12 protein-coding genes and 1 CRISPR repeat array are annotated in these 17,389 nt (G+C 44.8%); of the genes, 8 read left to right on the forward strand and 4 right to left on the reverse strand.

Features of this window, described 5'->3' with window-relative positions:
* Positions 1-2: 2 nt before the first annotated feature.
* A CRISPR array of direct repeats spans positions 3-957; the repeat unit is 32 nt; unit sequence GTCGCTCCCTACATGGGGGCGTGGATTGAAAT.
* Positions 958-1,598: 641 nt separating this feature from the next.
* Positions 1,599-1,799 carry a hypothetical protein gene (locus tag C232_RS0107860; RefSeq protein ID WP_422723659.1) on the reverse strand — a complete coding sequence of 67 codons (201 nt, stop codon included), beginning with the start codon at positions 1,797-1,799 and terminating at the stop codon, positions 1,599-1,601.
* 418 nt (positions 1,800-2,217) lie between these two features.
* Entirely contained in the window at positions 2,218-4,920 is a 2,703-nt protein-coding gene (ppc, locus tag C232_RS0107865; RefSeq protein ID WP_051086222.1) for a phosphoenolpyruvate carboxylase, read from the reverse strand.
* 313 nt (positions 4,921-5,233) lie between these two features.
* Here ppc and C232_RS0107870 point away from each other — a divergent pair, with 313 nt between their 5' ends.
* The 7 genes from C232_RS0107870 (at position 5,234) to C232_RS0107900 (ending at position 13,710) form a co-directional block, all read left to right on the forward strand.
* On the forward strand, positions 5,234-6,412 hold the full coding sequence (locus C232_RS0107870; RefSeq protein ID WP_018663060.1) for an acyltransferase: 1,179 nt from the start codon (positions 5,234-5,236) through the stop codon (positions 6,410-6,412).
* A gap of 22 nt (positions 6,413-6,434) precedes the next feature.
* Entirely contained in the window at positions 6,435-8,003 is a 1,569-nt protein-coding gene (locus C232_RS0107875) for an AMP-binding protein (protein WP_018663062.1), read from the forward strand.
* Between the two features lie 145 nt (positions 8,004-8,148).
* Positions 8,149-9,105, forward strand: a complete 957-nt coding sequence (locus tag C232_RS0107880) for a sulfonate ABC transporter substrate-binding protein (protein WP_235801529.1) — start codon at positions 8,149-8,151, stop codon at positions 9,103-9,105.
* 17 nt (positions 9,106-9,122) lie between these two features.
* On the forward strand, positions 9,123-9,896 hold the full coding sequence (locus C232_RS0107885; RefSeq protein WP_018663066.1) for an ABC transporter permease subunit: 774 nt from the start codon (positions 9,123-9,125) through the stop codon (positions 9,894-9,896).
* Positions 9,897-9,944: 48 nt separating this feature from the next.
* Positions 9,945-10,721 (forward strand): ABC transporter ATP-binding protein, encoded by a 777-nt coding sequence (locus tag C232_RS0107890; RefSeq protein WP_018663068.1) that lies wholly within the window; start codon positions 9,945-9,947, stop codon positions 10,719-10,721.
* A 361-nt stretch (positions 10,722-11,082) separates the two neighbouring features.
* On the forward strand, positions 11,083-12,057 hold the full coding sequence (locus tag C232_RS0107895) for a phosphoglycerate dehydrogenase (protein ID WP_018663071.1): 975 nt from the start codon (positions 11,083-11,085) through the stop codon (positions 12,055-12,057).
* A 714-nt stretch (positions 12,058-12,771) separates the two neighbouring features.
* Positions 12,772-13,710 (forward strand): L-lactate dehydrogenase, encoded by a 939-nt coding sequence (locus C232_RS0107900; protein WP_018663073.1) that lies wholly within the window; start codon positions 12,772-12,774, stop codon positions 13,708-13,710.
* Positions 13,711-14,057: 347 nt separating this feature from the next.
* On the opposite strand, the gene C232_RS0107905 is transcribed toward C232_RS0107900, so the two are convergent.
* On the reverse strand, positions 14,058-15,323 hold the full coding sequence (locus C232_RS0107905; protein ID WP_026314530.1) for a PcsB-like coiled-coil domain-containing protein: 1,266 nt from the start codon (positions 15,321-15,323) through the stop codon (positions 14,058-14,060).
* A 233-nt stretch (positions 15,324-15,556) separates the two neighbouring features.
* Here C232_RS0107905 and C232_RS0107910 point away from each other — a divergent pair, with 233 nt between their 5' ends.
* The gene (locus tag C232_RS0107910; RefSeq protein ID WP_018663077.1) at positions 15,557-15,877 is read left to right on the forward strand and encodes an MTH1187 family thiamine-binding protein; all 321 of its coding nucleotides are present in this window, start codon (positions 15,557-15,559) and stop codon (positions 15,875-15,877) included.
* Between the two features lie 282 nt (positions 15,878-16,159).
* On the opposite strand, the gene C232_RS0107920 is transcribed toward C232_RS0107910, so the two are convergent.
* Positions 16,160-17,215 (reverse strand): lactonase family protein, encoded by a 1,056-nt coding sequence (locus tag C232_RS0107920; RefSeq protein WP_018663081.1) that lies wholly within the window; start codon positions 17,213-17,215, stop codon positions 16,160-16,162.
* Positions 17,216-17,389: the final 174 nt, after the last annotated feature.

Below are 17,389 nucleotides of genomic sequence, written 5' to 3' on the forward strand. Positions count from 1 at the left end.
TCGTCGCTCCCTACATGGGGGCGTGGATTGAAATAAGATTTGCTTCGGCTCTCGCCCTGCAGGTTTGGTCGCTCCCTACATGGGGGCGTGGATTGAAATCGTAACATCAACAGCCGTCAAACGTTGATATGACGTCGCTCCCTACATGGGGGCGTGGATTGAAATATTGATGAAGACACGGTTGTTGTAGCTCAGTATGGTCGCTCCCTACATGGGGGCGTGGATTGAAATCGTGCTGGCACTTGTTATGCGCGCCCAATGTTTGTCGCTCCCTACATGGGGGCGTGGATTGAAATAGTTCCGAATATTCCGGTTTGCACATTTAGTTTCAGTCGCTCCCTACATGGGGGCGTGGATTGAAATTTCTCTTGTCATTAATAACCGCCCTTTTGCCTTGGTCGCTCCCTACATGGGGGCGTGGATTGAAATTATCCATAAACACAGGAATTGCAGAAAATCTATGTCGCTCCCTACATGGGGGCGTGGATTGAAATAGACAGTTGCTCTAGCCATTTATGTAAGTAAGGAGTCGCTCCCTACATGGGGGCGTGGATTGAAATAGCGTATTGCTCCCGGAAAGCACCTTGGAGCCTTTGTCGCTCCCTACATGGGGGCGTGGATTGAAATTGTGGAAAGAAATTGAACGTGACGATGAACTGAGTCGCTCCCTACATGGGGGCGTGGATTGAAATGCCGATAATCGCGGTAATCGTGCGGCAAGTTTGGGGTCGCTCCCTACATGGGGGCGTGGATTGAAATGCAACAAAGCTGTTCACCTTTTTAAATATTCCGGTCGCTCCCTACATGGGGGCGTGGATTGAAATGATAATTTCTCGAATAATGTCGTCAATATTTTTAAGTCGCTCCCTACATGGGGGCGTGGATTGAAATCGCTCATGCCGTAGTCCTTGGCGATTTTGGTAAGTCGCTCCCTACATGGGGGCGTGGATTGAAATCCGATTCGGTCAATAGACATCCACAAGATTTTAGTCGCTCCCTACATGGGGCGTGGATTGAAATAAAAATATAAAAACCAGCGGCTAATCCAAGGTCAGTCGCTCCCTACATGGGGGCGTGGATTTAAATCACTTTGTCCCATGAGATTGAACTGAAACTTCAAGTCGCTCCCTACATGGGGGCGTGGATTTAAATAATCATAGGGAAAAATGTGTCATTCACCTTTGTGTCGCTCCCTACATGGGGTGGGGATTTAAATATTTTGAATATGGTTTACATAAAGACCTGAAACAGTCGCTCCTACATAGGGAGTGTGGATTTAAATTAAAAAGTGCTGTAATGATTTCATCAATGTCAATACCGCCCTTCCATGAGGGACGAATTGAATTATTTGGGGAAATTTACTCCAAATAGTGTTTTTCGTCACTTCAAGTACGAGCGAATGAAATGAATTTTTATCATTTCCCGAGTATAACTCCACAGTGATATCGTAATCAATATGGGGTATTTAACATCTTAATAACTTATACAGTAAGAATAATCTATTTTTTATCTTCTTCTATCGTTCAAACAAAAAGAAAAATTGTAAAGCACAGGGTATTGTGCATCTTAACAAAAAAAGTCTGAGGCAAAAGCAAGGCTCACTTTACCCCCCACTGATCCTCAGGCTCGTCCAGCTCCAGCTTTTTCAGCTCTTGTTTCATCTTCTCGGTTTCCAATAGATAGTTTTCGTTCTTTAGCTTTTCAAGTTCAAGTTCTTTTTCCACAATTTGTAATTTGAGTTTTTCTCTGCCTTTTAAAAAGTTTGTGACGATCGCGATGATGGGTACGGAAAAGGCCATGATAATGGTTGCCAAACCGGTCAAATCCAATATAACACGCTCCCTTGCCTGCTTTATTTGCTTTCATTATACTATAATTTTCTGCAATTTCTGCAGTAATTTAAAAATCCTGCCCGGCGATCAGGCAGGATTTTTTTGGAATATATAAAGTGAAACTTCCATCAGTGGGGGGTTTCCTTCATCCCCCACTGATGGTTAGTTGAACCAATCGGACCTTTACGGGCAGTTTGATCTCCCACCTATCTTCTTCGTACCTTGAATCTTGAGGTGGGAGTCTTACTGCCCATAAGTTGGGATAAAATGAACTAAACTTTGCTGCGCTGTTGCCTGCTGTAAAAAGGAGTAATCATGCAAATGCAATTTGATGCCAAGTCTTGATGTAAAAACTTAAGTTCACTTTATATAGCCTTTTCTAAAATCAGCCGGTATTCCTCAGCCCTGCTGCAATGCCGTTGATGGTAAGCAGCACTTCCATCAGCAAGTCTTCCGCTTTCTCATCGGCATTTTCGTGTTCACGCAAGCGGGAGATCAGGTAGACTTGGAACAGGTTTAACGGATCCACGTACGGGTTGCGGAGCCGGACGGATTCTTTGATGTTTGGTGTGTAATCAAGCAGTTCATTCTGCCCGGCAATTTGCAGCACCATTTTTTTCGTCAGCTCGTATTCATCTTTAATCAAGCCGAAAATCCTCTTGGCAATGGATGGGTCTTTGACCATTTCCGTGTATTCTTCCGCAGTGGAAAGTTCGGCTTTAATCAGCGCCATTTGCAGGTTATTGATCGTCGCCTGGAAGAAGGGCCAGGATTCGTACATTTGCTGGAGCAGTCTTAAGTTTCCGGTTTTCTCCACATATCTCGACAAACCGGTTCCGGCCGCGTACCAGGCTGGGAGCAGCTGGCGGCTTTGCGTCCAGGCGAATACCCATGGAATTGCCCGGAGATCTTCAAAACGGGCGCTGCCTTTTCTGCTCATCGGGCGGGAGCCGATGTTCAGGTCACCGAGTTCGTTTAGCGGTGTTGCCTGTTTAAAATAAGTCAGAAAATCCGGATCCTGAAATACTAAGGCCTGGTATTTTTCCAAGGCATAATCGGAAATTTGATCCATGGCCTGCATGGCTTCTTCATTCGGTGTTTTGCCCTGCTTTTCGTTCATTTTTTGTTTAGTAATTGCGCACATCATCGTCGTTGTCGCCTGTTCAAGGCTGCGGTAGGCGATATCCGGAAGCAAGTACCGGGAAGATAAGACTTCGCCCTGTTCGGTAATTTTCACACCGTCACCCAATGTTACAGGCGGCTGGGAGAGAAGGCTTGAATATAGCGGGCCGCCGCCGCGTCCGAGCGAGCCGCCGCGGCCATGGAAAAATTTCAGCTTGATACCGTATTTGGCGCCCATCTCGTGAATCTCTTTTTGAACTTTATAGAGCAGCCAGTTTGCGGTTAATGTACCGCCATCTTTGCTGCCGTCCGAATAGCCAAGCATAATTTCCTGCAGATTGTTGCGGACGGTTAAATGGTTCCGGTAGATCGGAATCCGGAATAAGGTCTCAAGCATATGCGGGCCATTTTTCAGGTCTTCGATGGTTTCCAGCAGCGGCGCGATATGGATTTCACTTAAAATGTCCCCATTCGGATAGACACGGTATAATCCGGCTTCTTTTGCGAGAACCAGAACCTCCAGCACGTCGCTGACCGACTCTGCCATACTGATCAAATACACTTCAATCGAGCGTTCACCGAATGTTTGGTGGGCGCGTTTGATCATCCGGAACGTATTGATGACTTCCTGCGTTTCCGGTGTGAAAGTATCGTAGATTGATATCATCGGCCGCGGATCGTTTAAGGCTTTCAATAGTACTTTTACTTTTTCTTCTTCCGGCAGGTGTTTATAATCGGAAGCAATATTCACATTATAGAGCACTTCCGCAAGGGCCGACTCGTGCTCACCGCTGTGGTTGCGGACATCCAGCGAAGCCAGGTGGAAGCCGAATAGTTCGACTTGGCGGATGACTTTGCGCAGCAACTTGATCGGATGGCTTTCAGGATGGTGGCGGTTGACGCTGTCCCTGATCATATAGAGATCCGCCAGCAATTCCTCGGCAGAGTGGTACCCGCCATCATGGTGTCCGACCCGTTCCAGTTTGTGGAGCATAATGGTCAGTTTTCGCCGGTAAATTTCATCTTTTGTTGGCCAAGCTTCTTCGGGCATGGTCTTTTCTTCGTTTTCCACGGATGCAACCAGGGCAGGGCTGGATGCCACTTTTTTTGAGGAATGGCTGAGCAATTCCCTGAGTGCAGTGAGCGATTCTTTGTATTTCTTTAAAACAAGTTCGCGCTGCATTTCAAGTGTCTGCCAGGTGACTTCCGCTGTTACATTTGGATTGCCGTCCCGGTCTCCGCCGATCCAGGAGCCGAAGTGGAGATAGGATGGAACCTTAAATCGCTGTCCGTAAGATTCATACAAGTAATCCTCCAAATCTTCGTGAATGCGCGGGAGTACATCGAACAGGACATTTTCAAAGTAGTACAGCCCGTTTTGCACTTCATTGGCAACGGTTGGTTTTTTATCGCGGATTTCGGAAGTCTGCCAAAGAATCGTAATTTCGTTCAGAATCGTTTCCTCAATGACTCTCTTTTCATAACGGGTGCTTGTGTAATCCCGCATTTTCAGTAAATCTGCAATATGTTTATGAATCTGCAGAATCGTCCGCCTTGTTGCTTCTGTCGGGTGGGCGGTAATGATCAGTTCAAGCGACAGGCTGTCAAGCAGTTCTGTGATCATTTCAGCCGACACATGGTCTTTTTGCAGATTTTCAATGCCGTCTTCAAGGGAACCCGGCTGTACTTTGTGCGTATCCGACTGGTATTCCCGGCGGCGTTTAATCCTGAAATTTTGCTCGGCGATATTAAACAATTGCAGATAAGTTGAGAAAGCGCGGATGACTTCCTGGCGGTGCGGCTGCTTCAGCGCTGTAATTTCGGCTTTTAACTGCCGGTAAAAAGATTGATCATTCGTCTCCCTTGCTTTTTGGGCGAGGGAACGGATGTTATTAATGGTTTGGAGGAGAGGCTCACCGCCTTCGTACAAGATGACTTTGTCTAAAAGGCCGCCAAGAAAGTCCATATCGGCCTGCAAATTTTTGCGGTTTGATGACTTGTCTTCAATCTGATGCAAGAATGATCGCTCCTTTTTATCTGATGCAAAAATACAATGAAAAGCTTTATTATTTTTATTATACTTGTAAACTTACAAAAGTCTAATGCTTTACAAAATTTAAAAATATATACCCGCTGATTATCAAGTTTAAACCAATCTTTCTTCCTTTTTGGGCCACTTTTTTTAAATGTGCTGAGGATGTATGTATGATCATTAATAAAAATTTAAGAATGAGAAAGTAGAATTTAATGGAGGAAACAGTTAAGGGGGAAGCTTTCTCGTGAAGAAAGTTCATTTATATGAAATTGACTTTATGCGCGGTTTTATCATGCTTGGTGTGCTGTCCGTGCATACGATGTCGGCGTACGACAGCCAGTTGAAGGATTGGACGCAGGCTTTTCTCGTGATGTCGGCAGTGCATTCGTCCATGCATGTGATGCGGATGGCATTTATGTTTATCACCGGGCTGGTTTTATTTATTACGAATTACAGGCGCCCATTTCAAACCATCGCCTTTTGGAAAAAACGGCTCTTTTTCACGCTGATTCCGTATGTATTCTGGAATGTGGTTTACCTGCTGTTTAGAAGTGCCACTCATTCAATTGAATTTCATGGGTCGCTCCTGTCATTTTTTAAGGTCTTGATTCTTTCATTCATTCATGGTGACCAATTTTATATTTATTATGTTTTGGTGATTTTTCAGCTTTATATTATTTTTCCGCTTATGCTTTACGGGCTGCGGAAATTTCAAAAATATCATTTGCAGATTTTCTTCTGGAGTGTCTACATCCAACTTGGAATGACAGCTTTTATAAAGTTCGGGATTCCGCACCTGGATACATCGCACTGGCCATATCTCCTGTCACATTACGGCGTGTTTGTGCTGACTTACCAATGCTACTTCATGGCCGGGGGAATTGTGGCCTGCCACTATGAAAAGATTACAGAATTTATTGATGAGCATGCTTGGTTTTTAACCAGTGTTTTTGGTGTGAGTCTAGTTTTAATGTGGGTTCATTACTATTTTAACCGGATCATTCTGAATGAAGATGACAAAAGGGCGCAATCTGTGCACCAGCCGGTCTTTCTCCCGTATGCCTTGCTTGTGGTTGCTCTAGTTCTCTTTTTAGGAAGGATATGGGCAAAACGGCGGACGGAGAAAAAATGGCAGCCGTTCAGCCGCTTTGTGCAGGTGGCGTCGCAAATATCATTCGGCATGTATTTGGTTCAGCCGTTTCCTTTGTATGTATTGAATGTAGTGATTATGCCCCATTTGGTTAAGAATCCTTTTGTTTTTTACGGGTCTCTACCGTTTAGTATTTTATTTGTCTATTTTTCTTCTATGCTGATTGCCTATGTTTTCTATAAAACGCCGGCTCTTTCCTACTGCATTGGGAGAAAGTCGAGGCTTCCCGTGCAGGCCAAAGCGGTGCAAATACCGGGAAAGCAGCAAATATGAGATTGATAAGGAGCGACAAAACATGTCCCAATTAACCGAAAGATTGAACCAGTTGTTATCAAGTACAGATCAATCGATCATTCAGGATGGCGGGCGTTGGTATACAACCCGTGAATTAAAAGGAGATATGGAAAACGTTCAGAGCCGGCTTGCCCAGGCAGGCGTCCGGCCCGGAGACCGGGTATTGCTCAGCCTCCCCAATTCCTATGCGTTTACGGTTATCTATTTGGCTGTGATCGATTATGGTGCTGCTGCGGCGTCGATTAATCCGGAGATGCCGGGATATGAGCTGCGAGCTTTCTTGAACCGCTGCAAACCGGTTTGCGGATTTGCCGGCGGATTGCATGCAGATGCATTGCTGGAGGACGGGGAATTACAGCACACATTACAAACTGTTTTTAAAGTGGACAAGCAAAACTTCGGCATTGAACCATTCATAAGGCAAGGTTCAAGCTGGCAGGCAGGCTTCAGAGAAGGCGGGCAGCAGTTGGAAAAAAGCAGTGTCCCGGATGGCGAAGCAATTGCAATTCTTTTATATACATCAGGAACAACCGGTCATCCGAAAGCGGTGGGGATTACCCATGACCAGGCATTTGCTTCGGTGCAAAATATCATTTTTTCTCATCAGCTGACATCCCATGATATCACTTACTGCTTCCTGCCGCTTTTCCACATTAATGCGCAGGTTGTTGCTTTGTTATCAACATTGCTCTCCGATGGGAAAATTGTCTTTGCGCCGAAATTCAGTGCGTCTAAGTTCTGGAAGACGGTGTGTGAAGAAAACATCACATGGATTTCAGCGGTTCCTGCCGTGATTTCTATTCTCCTCAATATTGAAAAGCCAAAGCAGGTTCCGGTGCATTTGCGTTTTGTACGCTCAGCCTCGGCACAATTGCCAATTCTGCATGCGCGCCGTTTTGAACAGAAATTCGGCGTTCCGATCATTGAATCGTACGGCATGACGGAAGCCGCAAGCCAAATTTGCGTTCAGTCGCTGCCGCCTGCCAAACGGGTGCTGGGTTCTGTCGGCGTTCCGTTTGGCCTCGAACTGGCGATTATGGATGAATACGGCCGCAAGTTAGGGCCGAAAGAAGTGGGCGGAATTGTGATCCGCGGCAAGAATGTCATAACGCATTATGTACAGGCCGATAACCAAAATGATTTCCAAAACGGCTGGTTCCATACCGGCGATGTCGGCTATGTGGATGAAGAAGGCTTTGTCTTTATCGTCGGCCGCAAAAAGGAACTGATTAACCGGGGCGGTGAAAAAATCAGTCCGTATGAAGTGGAAGATGTCATCCGCCAGCTCCCGGGCATTCAGCAGGTTGCAGTAATCGGCATTCCGGATCCAAAGTATGGGGAGCAAGTCGCGGCATATGTTGCAGCAGGGGAAAAAGGAGCAGCATCGCAAGAAGAATTGGCCCAAGCCATTCTTGATCTTTGCCGCCAATCCTTGTCCAGCTACAAATGTCCGTCAAAAATTAAATTTGTCAGCGAAATCCCTGTTGGACCAACCGGAAAAGTCCAAAGAATCCGGCTGAAACATGAGGTTGTTGCGCAGAAAAATTGGGGGCAGCCTGCTGCAAGATAGGGTGGCGGCGTGCCACAGTAAGACCAGCCAAAGAAGAATAATTAAACAGGCTTGCGTTTTCTCGGCTTGCAAGAATCCTCAAGTGAGGAGCGGAACCGGGCCTGCGCGGAAAATACAGTTCATTAAAAATGAAAGAAGGATCGGCGTGAAAATAAAAAAACAATTTTATATATGGCTTGCGTGTTTGGCGGTGGCAGCATCCGTTCTGGCAGGCTGCACTTCAAACGCAGATGGTTCCGCCAACCGTAAAACCATTCGGATCGGCTATCAAAAGGGTGACCTTTTCCATATTACAAAATCGTATGGCGCTTTAACGAAACGCCTGAAGGAAATGGGTTATAAAGTAAAGTGGAAGCAATTTCAGGATGGCTCAGCGCTTGTTGAGGCCTTGAATGCAGGCAGCATTGATTACGGCAGGACCGGGGATGTTCCGCCAATCAGCGCGCAGGCTTCCGGATCTGACATCGTGTATGTTGGTGCAGGAAACTCGAAGGCAGAAGGCAGCGGCATTCTTGTCTCCAAAAATTCTTCGATCCAATCGCCGGCAGATTTGAAAGGAAAGAAAGTGGCTTTTTCTAAAGGATCAAGTTCCCACTATCTTGTGGTAAAAGCCTTGCAAAAAGCGGGATTGACACTGGATGATATCACACCGGTTTACCTTGATCCTGCGGAAGGGCGCATTGCTTTTGAAAAAGGCAATGTAGATGCATGGGTTGTTTGGGATCCTTATACAGCTTCCGCGGAAGTGAATACGGGTGTAAAAATGCTGGTGAGCGGCGAAGGGTTGACAACGGACCGTGATTTCATAATTTCGGTAAAAAGCTATGCCAAGTCCCATACGAAAGTGACCAACGCCATTTTGGAGGAAACTGAAAATGCGATGGAATGGGCAACCAAGCATAAGGATCAGCTCGCTGCTAATTTAGCAAAGGATTTAAAAATGGATAAAAAGACAATGGAACTGGCAGTCTCACGCCGCAACTTTGGTGTCAGCAAGATGTCAGCAGATGTTATAAAAGAACAGCAATCGATCACAAATCTGTTTTATAAATTAAAAATCATTCCGAAGAAAGTCAATGTTCAGGATGCGGTTTTGAAATAAAAAGGAGGCGGCCAGGCATGCGAAAAAAATTGCAAAATTTGGGAATGAAGCTCATTTCCTGGGTGATACCGATTTTGATTGTAATCCTGTGGGGGATTTTAAGCCAGGCGGGGATCATCCCGACGAAAATATTGCCGTCCCCGGTTGCAGTCGTCCAGGCCGGCATTCATTTAACCGAAACAGGAGAATTGGCTCAAAACATCAGTATCAGCCTTTTCCGGGCATTATTGGGCTTTTTCATCGGCGGAGCAATCGGTTTCGTGCTCGGCATCTTAAACGGGATGTTCCGGCTTTCGGATTTACTTGTTGATACTTCCGTGCAGATGCTGCGCAATATCCCGCATTTGGCTATGATTCCGCTGGTCATTTTATGGTTCGGGATTGATGAAACATCCAAGATTTTCCTTGTGGCACTCGGCGTTTTATTCCCTGTTTATATCAATACTTACCACGGGATCAAGTCAGTTGACAAAAGCTTGATAGAAATGGGGAAAGCATACGGATTAAGCGGATGGACCCTGTTTTTTCAAGTCATATTCCTCGGTGCCCTATCTTCCATCCTTGCGGGTATCCGCTATGCGCTCGGCGTAATGTGGACCACACTGATCGTCGCGGAAACAATCGCATCAAATTCCGGAATCGGCTATATGTCGATGAATGCCCGTGAATTTATGCAAATGGATATCATCGTCCTCAGCATCATTATTTATGCAATTCTTGGGAAAATATCGGATCTCATTGCTAAGTTTTTTGAAAACCGATGGCTGCACTGGAACCGGCAGCTGCAGTAACACAGGCACTATTCTCTTGAATTTAAATTTGAAAGGGGAGAGCAGGACATGAAAGAAGCCGAAACGATTTTAAAAGCCGATCATGTTACGAAATCTTACCGGGATCTTCAAGTATTAAAAGGTATCAATCTGGAAATTAAAAAAGGCGAGTTTATCGCCATTGTTGGAAAAAGCGGCTGCGGGAAAAGTACGTTTCTCCGTCTCATAGCAGGTCTTGAACAGCCGACAGACGGGGTCATTGAACAAAATGGCAAAGCGGTTGGCGGCATGAACCCACATGCGCGCATGATGTTTCAGGACGGCAGGCTCCTTCCTTGGAAAAAAGTGATTCACAATATCGGGCTGGGTTTACAAGGCAACTGGAAAAGCAAGGCAATGGATGTCCTGTGCAATGTCGGGCTCGGGGACAAAGCTGCCCATTATCCTTCAAACTTGTCAGGCGGCCAGAAACAGCGGGTGGCACTGGCCCGTGCACTTGTCCATCAGCCGGAGCTGCTGCTGTTGGATGAACCGCTCGGAGCTTTGGATGCACTAACAAGAATGGACATGCAGAGCCTGATTGAAAATGTCTGGAAAACGAACGGGCTCACCGCAATTCTTGTTACCCATGACGTTGAAGAAGCAGTTCGTCTTGCTGATCGTGTGATTCTGTTACAAAATGGCAAGGTTAAAATGGATAAGAGAATTGACCTGCCGCGTCCGAGGTTGCGCACGCAGTCTGCTTTCATTGAATACACTGAAGAAATTTTGGAACAAATTCTTAATCCCCGCGCAGAAAATGATCATGCCCCCAATTTAAAAGTAATCAGCAATTCTTCCTATTAATGGGACAAACCTGAGTGCGGAAAACGAAAGAAGGTCAAATCTTGATCATTATGAACGGTTTAAAGGTGCGAAAAGATCAGCGATTGATTCACTCCCGGTGGCGGTCCGCCGGGCGGGATGCTTCAAAAAGAATAGGGGACAACAGCTGCCGCGCAAGTTCTGCCTGCGGTTTTTTTTACACAAACACAAGGGGATATGTTAGAAAATGACGATTTTCTGGAAGTGTTTCTTACACAAGTAATGAAAAATGGGTAAAAAAATAAGATAATGAGTTTATCTGGAAGTGACAGTCTGATCTGGAGTTGAAAAAGCGGCAATGAAAGATCCAGGAGAGGTGGAGAACAACGAGGAGGGAGAACGTATGAAAAAAGTTTTTTTAGCGATCGGACGCTCTTTTTATGAGGCTTATCCGCAAATCAAGGAAAATATCGAGAGCCTTGGCGCAGAGGTTTCTTGCCTGATTGGGGATTATGCTGCTGATAAGCAGGAATTAATAGCAGGTTTAAAAGATGCTGATATTTATATTAATGGAATTGAAAAAGTGGATCAAGAAATCATAGATGCGGCGCCATCTCTGAAATATATTTTAAAGTATGGCACCGGGGTGGATAATATTGACCTAGATTATGCAACGGAAAAAGGCATATCCGTTTCCAATGCACCGGGACAGAATGCGTCGGCTGTTGCCGAACTGGCCATCGGGCTGATGCTGTCGGTTTCCAGAAAAATTCCGCAGTCACATGCTGATATGCAGGCTGGAAATTGGCGGATTGCAATGGGAAACGGACTTGATGGAAAAAGGCTTGGGATCATTGGATTCGGCAGTATCGGGCAAAACATTGCGCGAATGGCTTCAGGGTTCAATATGGAGGTTGTTGCCAGCGGTACATACAGAAATATGCAGGCGGCGCGGAAATGGGAGGTATCCTTTACAGAACTGGAAGAACTGCTGGCTACATCGGACTATGTGATCGTCAGTACCTCACTGAAAAGCTCCACCTATCATTTGCTGGACAGAAAAAGGCTGGGCCTGATGAAGCCTTCTGCGTATGTCATTAATATTGCAAGGGGCGACATTATTGATGAAAGTGCTTTGCTGGAAGTACTGCAGTCGGGAAGAATCAGAGGAGCCGCACTCGATGTTTTTTCAAAAGAGCCGACCGACTCGAAGCTCACACAGCTGCCGAATGTTGTTGTGACTCCACATATCGGCGGGGCAACGGAAGAATGCGTACGCATGATTGGAAAAATGACAGAAGAAAATATTGGAAATTTTTTAAGTGGGCTTCCGCTTATGAATCTTGTCAACTCCCCGGCAGCAGTCAGGCAGAGCTGATCGGGGCCTGGTGCCTGGCAACCCCGTCCGCCTTTATGGATCGGGGCTGTTTTTTGTTCGTTTAAGCTGCTTCCATTCTTATCCTTATCCAAAAATAAGCAACCGGCACTGCACTGCAATTAATGAATGACGGAAACAGCAGTCCAAACCGTCCGGCAGCAAAATATATCGTGGTGAGGTAAATTTCTTTATTCGATTGAAAACTTTTTTAAATCTATTTTTTAAGTAAAGTATAAAGTATCAAAAGTTTGGAAAATGTAAACGGATAATTGGAAGGAAAAACGCATAAACGTCCAAAAACACGCAAAAAGGAGGAATAACTTTCATTTTTTCGCCATAAATATTGTGAATTTGCCCGTAAAAAGGTGGTATACTAGGCCTGTGGCGTGAAGGGTAGCGTGAAGAACGGTCATTTTCAGTCAACTCCAGCCACGGCTTTACATAAGGTACAGGCACTTAGGGAATGAAGTTTGTTTAAATTCTCTTGGTTTAAGGAAAAGAGATAGTATGAAATCAGTTTAATTCGGTACAATACTTCTAGAATGATTCATATTTGACCGTACTGCCATGTACTTTTCACTGCTGTCGTTAAGTACAGCGGCGGCCCGGGTGGACGACAGGTAATTGTTTCATCCATTCTGCTGGTGCTGTACAGTGGGTTTCATGAGTTAGAAGGAATTCTTAACTTTTTAAATAGGAAAGGAAGATTGACACATGAAAAAAGTAAATCGTGTTGCTGTAATCGGAACTGGTGCAGTAGGAACAAGCTACTGCTACGCTATGATTAACCAAGGCGTTGCAGAAGAACTTGTTTTAATTGATATTAATGAACCAAAAGCTGAAGGGGAAGCAATGGACCTGAACCACGGCCTTCCATTTGCGCCAACCCCAACAAGAGTTTGGAAAGGTTCTTATGAAGATTGCGGAGCTGCTGACTTGGTTGTTATCACTGCTGGTTCCCCGCAAAAACCTGGTGAAACAAGACTTGACCTTGTTGCAAAAAATGCAAAAATTTTCAAAGGCATGGTCAAAAGTGTAATGGACAGCGGTTTTAGCGGAATCTTCCTGGTTGCCAGCAACCCTGTTGATATTTTAACGTATGTGACTTGGAAAGAATCCGGGCTTCCAAAAGAACATGTTATCGGTTCAGGCACTGTGCTTGACTCTGCACGCCTCCGCAACTCTTTAAGCGCTCATTTCAGTATTGACCCTAGAAACGTGCACGCCGCTATTATTGGTGAACATGGTGATACTGAACTTCCGGTTTGGAGCCATACAACGATTGGCTATGACAGAATTGAAAACTACCTGGAATCAGGCAGAATTGATCAAAAAACTTTGGATGAAACGTTTGTAAATACAAGAGATGCTGCTTACCATATTATCGAACGTAAAGGGGCTACCTTCTACGGTATTGGTATGAGCCTGACCCGTATTACAAGAGCCATTCTGAACAACGAAAACAGCGTATTAACTGTTTCGGCATTCCTTGAAGGCCAATATGGAAACGAAAATGTATACGTCGGCGTGCCTGCTGTGGTTAACCGCCAAGGTATCCGTGAAGTCGTTGAAATTGAATTAAATGAAAAAGAAAAAGAACAATTCAACCATTCCGTTAAAGTTTTAAAAGAAACAATGGCGCCGGTATTATAAGATCCGGTCTTAAGGCCAGGCTCCCTTTCAAAGGGGACCTGGCCTTTTTGATTTCCGCAAGTCCAACCTAAAGCTTATCCCCACATAACGGGCAGTAAGACTCCCAAGATTCAAGGTGCGATGAATAGGTGGGGGCCTTACTTGCTCGTATGGGTTTTACTTTTTTTATCCGGATATGAAGCAGGCGGGAAGACTTACAATATTGGCGTGAGCAGACATGAACCAGAGTTGTAGGGATGTAAAGAGCGGGAAAAGACATGCTGGCATGATGCAGAACGTATTACGGATTTTTTTCCAAACGAAAACGCCCCCGTGAACCCGGGGGCGTTGAAACAATTGTAGTCCTATTAATTCAGAATGGTTACTTTTACAGTGCGCCTCCCCCATGCGATGGAGGCCTTTTTGTTTGGCATCAGCACATCGATGATATGGCCTTTGATGGCTCCGCCTGTATCTGCGGCAATCGCAGTCCCATAACCTTCGACCCAGACCTTACTGCCCAGAGGAATGACAGAAGGATCGACAGCGATTAATTTCATGTTCGGGTTTTTCTTAATGTTATATCCTGATGCTGTGACATCCAGGCTGGTATCTTCATGGCTGTAAGATGTTGCCGACACATAAAACGTTTTGCCTGATGGGCTCGTGCTTGAAGCGGTATCCTTCTTTGCAGGAGCTTGAGCTTTTACAGCCTTACCCGTATTTACAGTTTTATCAGTGTTTGCAGTTTTACTACTATTTTCAGTACTTGCAGTTTTATTCGTCTTAGCCGTTTTTACTGCTGTTTCTGCTTTAACTTCAGAAACTTTTTCTGCTGCTTGCTGGCGCTTCTGCTGCTGGATTTTAGCAGCTTTTGCATCCGCCGCCGCCCGCTGGGATTTTAATTCATCTTGAATCTTAGTAAGCTGGGATTGAATGCTGGATTTGCTTTGTTCTGCTTGCGAAAGATCTTTGTCGATATCTGCATACTTAGTTTTCAAATCGGATAAATCCTTTTCTTTTTTCTGCAGATTGTTCCGAAGTTTGACCTGGCTGTTTTCAAGATTTTGCTGTTCCGTTTCCAGCAACTTTTCCTGGCGGTCAATTTCTTTTTTGTCATTTTCAATTTTGGTGAGATCGGCTTTTTGTTGTTCCAAAAGCTGGCTGTCGGCATTTAGCAAAGTGGAGACAGCGCCGATCCGGTTAATGAGGTCACCAATGCTTTCAGAATTTAACAATGTTTCAATGACGAAACTGTATTGATTATTTTTTTGCATCGCAACAAGACGTTTTTTAATCACGCCTTCTCTTGAAGAAACTTGATCTTCAAGTTTAACAATTTCTTCTTTTTTCTTTTCAATCAAATCGTTTGTCGATTGGATTTTATCCTCTATGGCTGAAATTTCTTCTTTATTTTTCTGAATTAAAGATTGTGTGGCATCCCAATCTTTTTCCACTTTCGCCATTTCATCCTCAACAGATTGTTTTTCTGTTTCTTTGTTTTGAATGGTCTGTTGGTTCTCATTAAGTTTCTTTTGCAAGGATTTATGATCTGTTTCTGCATAGGCACTCAGTTGGGACATACCAAGTGAGATGGCAAACGCCATAACAATAATTCGCCTAGTTAATTGCATAAGACAACTCCTTTCTCCGTATTACAGTTATAACATAAATAGGTACAGGACAAGATTACAATACTATTAAATTCATATTACGGGAGTGGAGAACGGTTTCAATTAATAGAATTAAGGGAATATATTAATTTGGATGTTTATTCTATAAATTTATAGTAGCTTATGATGTGTGGAACGTTGCATTTTGTTTTATAATTTCGATATACTGATTATTTTCAATTGGAGGGAGTTACATGGCAATCGTTGATATTACCATTTTTCCGATGGGGACAGGATCTACCAGTGCAAGCCATTATATTGCAGAAATAGAAAAAGTGCTGGAGCAGGAGCGGGGCAGGGTGAAGATCCAGCTGACGCCGATGAGCACGATCATTGAAGGGGATATCCATGATTTGTTTGAAATCGTGGAGAAACTGCATGAGGTGCCGTTTGAACATGGGATCAAGCGTGTGGAAACGAATATCCGCATCGACGACCGCCGTGATAAAAAATTGACAATGGAAGGGAAACTGGCATCTGTAGCAGAAAAAATGCAGAAAAAACGTCCGGAATAATAGAACCCCGGCACAAAGGCCGGGTATGATAAAAGGAGGTTTGGCCAGACTCTGGGGGAAGTCCGGGCCAAAATGGTTTGCTGCAATTCCTTGCCGCTATATATAGCTTATACGAGCAATCCTAAAATAGAGTGAAAGAAAAATGATAAAATGATGAGAATCTGTGAAAAATGATCTGTAAAAAGATTCACGCCCGGCCCGCTTCCAACCGATGCAGGTTGCACGCGGCCCCTATTTTTCAAAAAGGTGAGCGGAAACCGGTCAGGCCGGCCCGCCGTTTTATTATGCATGAAGAAATTTTACACAAACCGGATCCGGTACATGAACATCTTTTTGCAAAACGGATAATCTTCCCGTTTCAGGGTCTCTTTCAAACAAAACGAGATTGCCGGAATTTTGGTTGGATGCAATTAAGAATTTTTCGCTTGGGTCCAAAACAAAATCGCGCGGCCATTCCCCTTCTGTAGAAGTGTATTCAACGAGAGTGAGCTTGCCTGAATCAGGGTCCGCTGAGAAAACGGCAATGCTGTCGTGGCCGCGGTTTCCGGCGTAAACAAAGCGTCCGTCAGCGGAAACATGAATTGCGCTGCCCTGGCTGTTTTCCGTAAAGTCTTCAGGAATTGCAGAAATATATTGCAACTCCTTGAAACTGCCCGATGTTTCATCATATTGCAGAGCAATGACTTCATTGCTAAGTTCTGTCATGATATAGGCATGCTTATGGTTCGGGTGGAATGCGAGATGCCGCGGGCCGCTCCCCGGGCGGACATTCAGAACGGCAGTCTCGGCCAGTTTTCCTTCTTCTGCTGTATACGTTGTCAATGTGTCATTACCTAAATCCACCGTGACGATATATTTTTCATCCGGGGTAAATCCTGCAAAATGGACATGCGGCTTTTCCTGTCTGGCGTGGTTTGGCCCTGAGCCGGTGTGTTCAACGACAGCAGCTGCCGGAAGCAGGCTGCCGTCCGGATTTACCGGATAAACCGTGATAGTGCCGTTATGGTAATTAGCAGATGTAACCGTTTGTTTTTTTGAATCAACACTTACGTGGCATGGAGAAGCGCCATCCATTAACTGGCGGTTGATTTCCTTAAGCGCTCCGGTTTCAGTCTCAATGTTGAATGCGGCCACACCGCCCCGGCTGCCCTCTTTTACGACAGCATAAAGATTGCGGTTGTCCATGCTGATATTGACATAAGTTGGGTTGTCCAATTTCGCGGCAACGCTCACATTTTCAAGCCGTTTTTTTTCAGTATCAAGTGTAAAAGTATAAATGCCTTCACTGTCACCTTTTGTATAGGTACCAACGTATCCAGTCCATTTTGATTGTCCCATGTAATGTTGCTCCTTTCCAATGATCTTGTGAATATTATAGCATGAATCACTTTTCCCGCACTCCGGGACACACGGAAAACTTGTAAAATCATCAAAAAAAATGTCAAATATTTCATTTCTGTATCATAATTGAAAGCGAACTGAAACCTTTTGTCGAAAAATCTTTGCTAAAAT

The sequence above is a fragment of the Heyndrickxia acidiproducens DSM 23148 genome (assembly GCF_000374345.1).
Lineage (GTDB): Bacteria > Bacillota > Bacilli > Bacillales > Bacillaceae_C > Weizmannia > Weizmannia acidiproducens.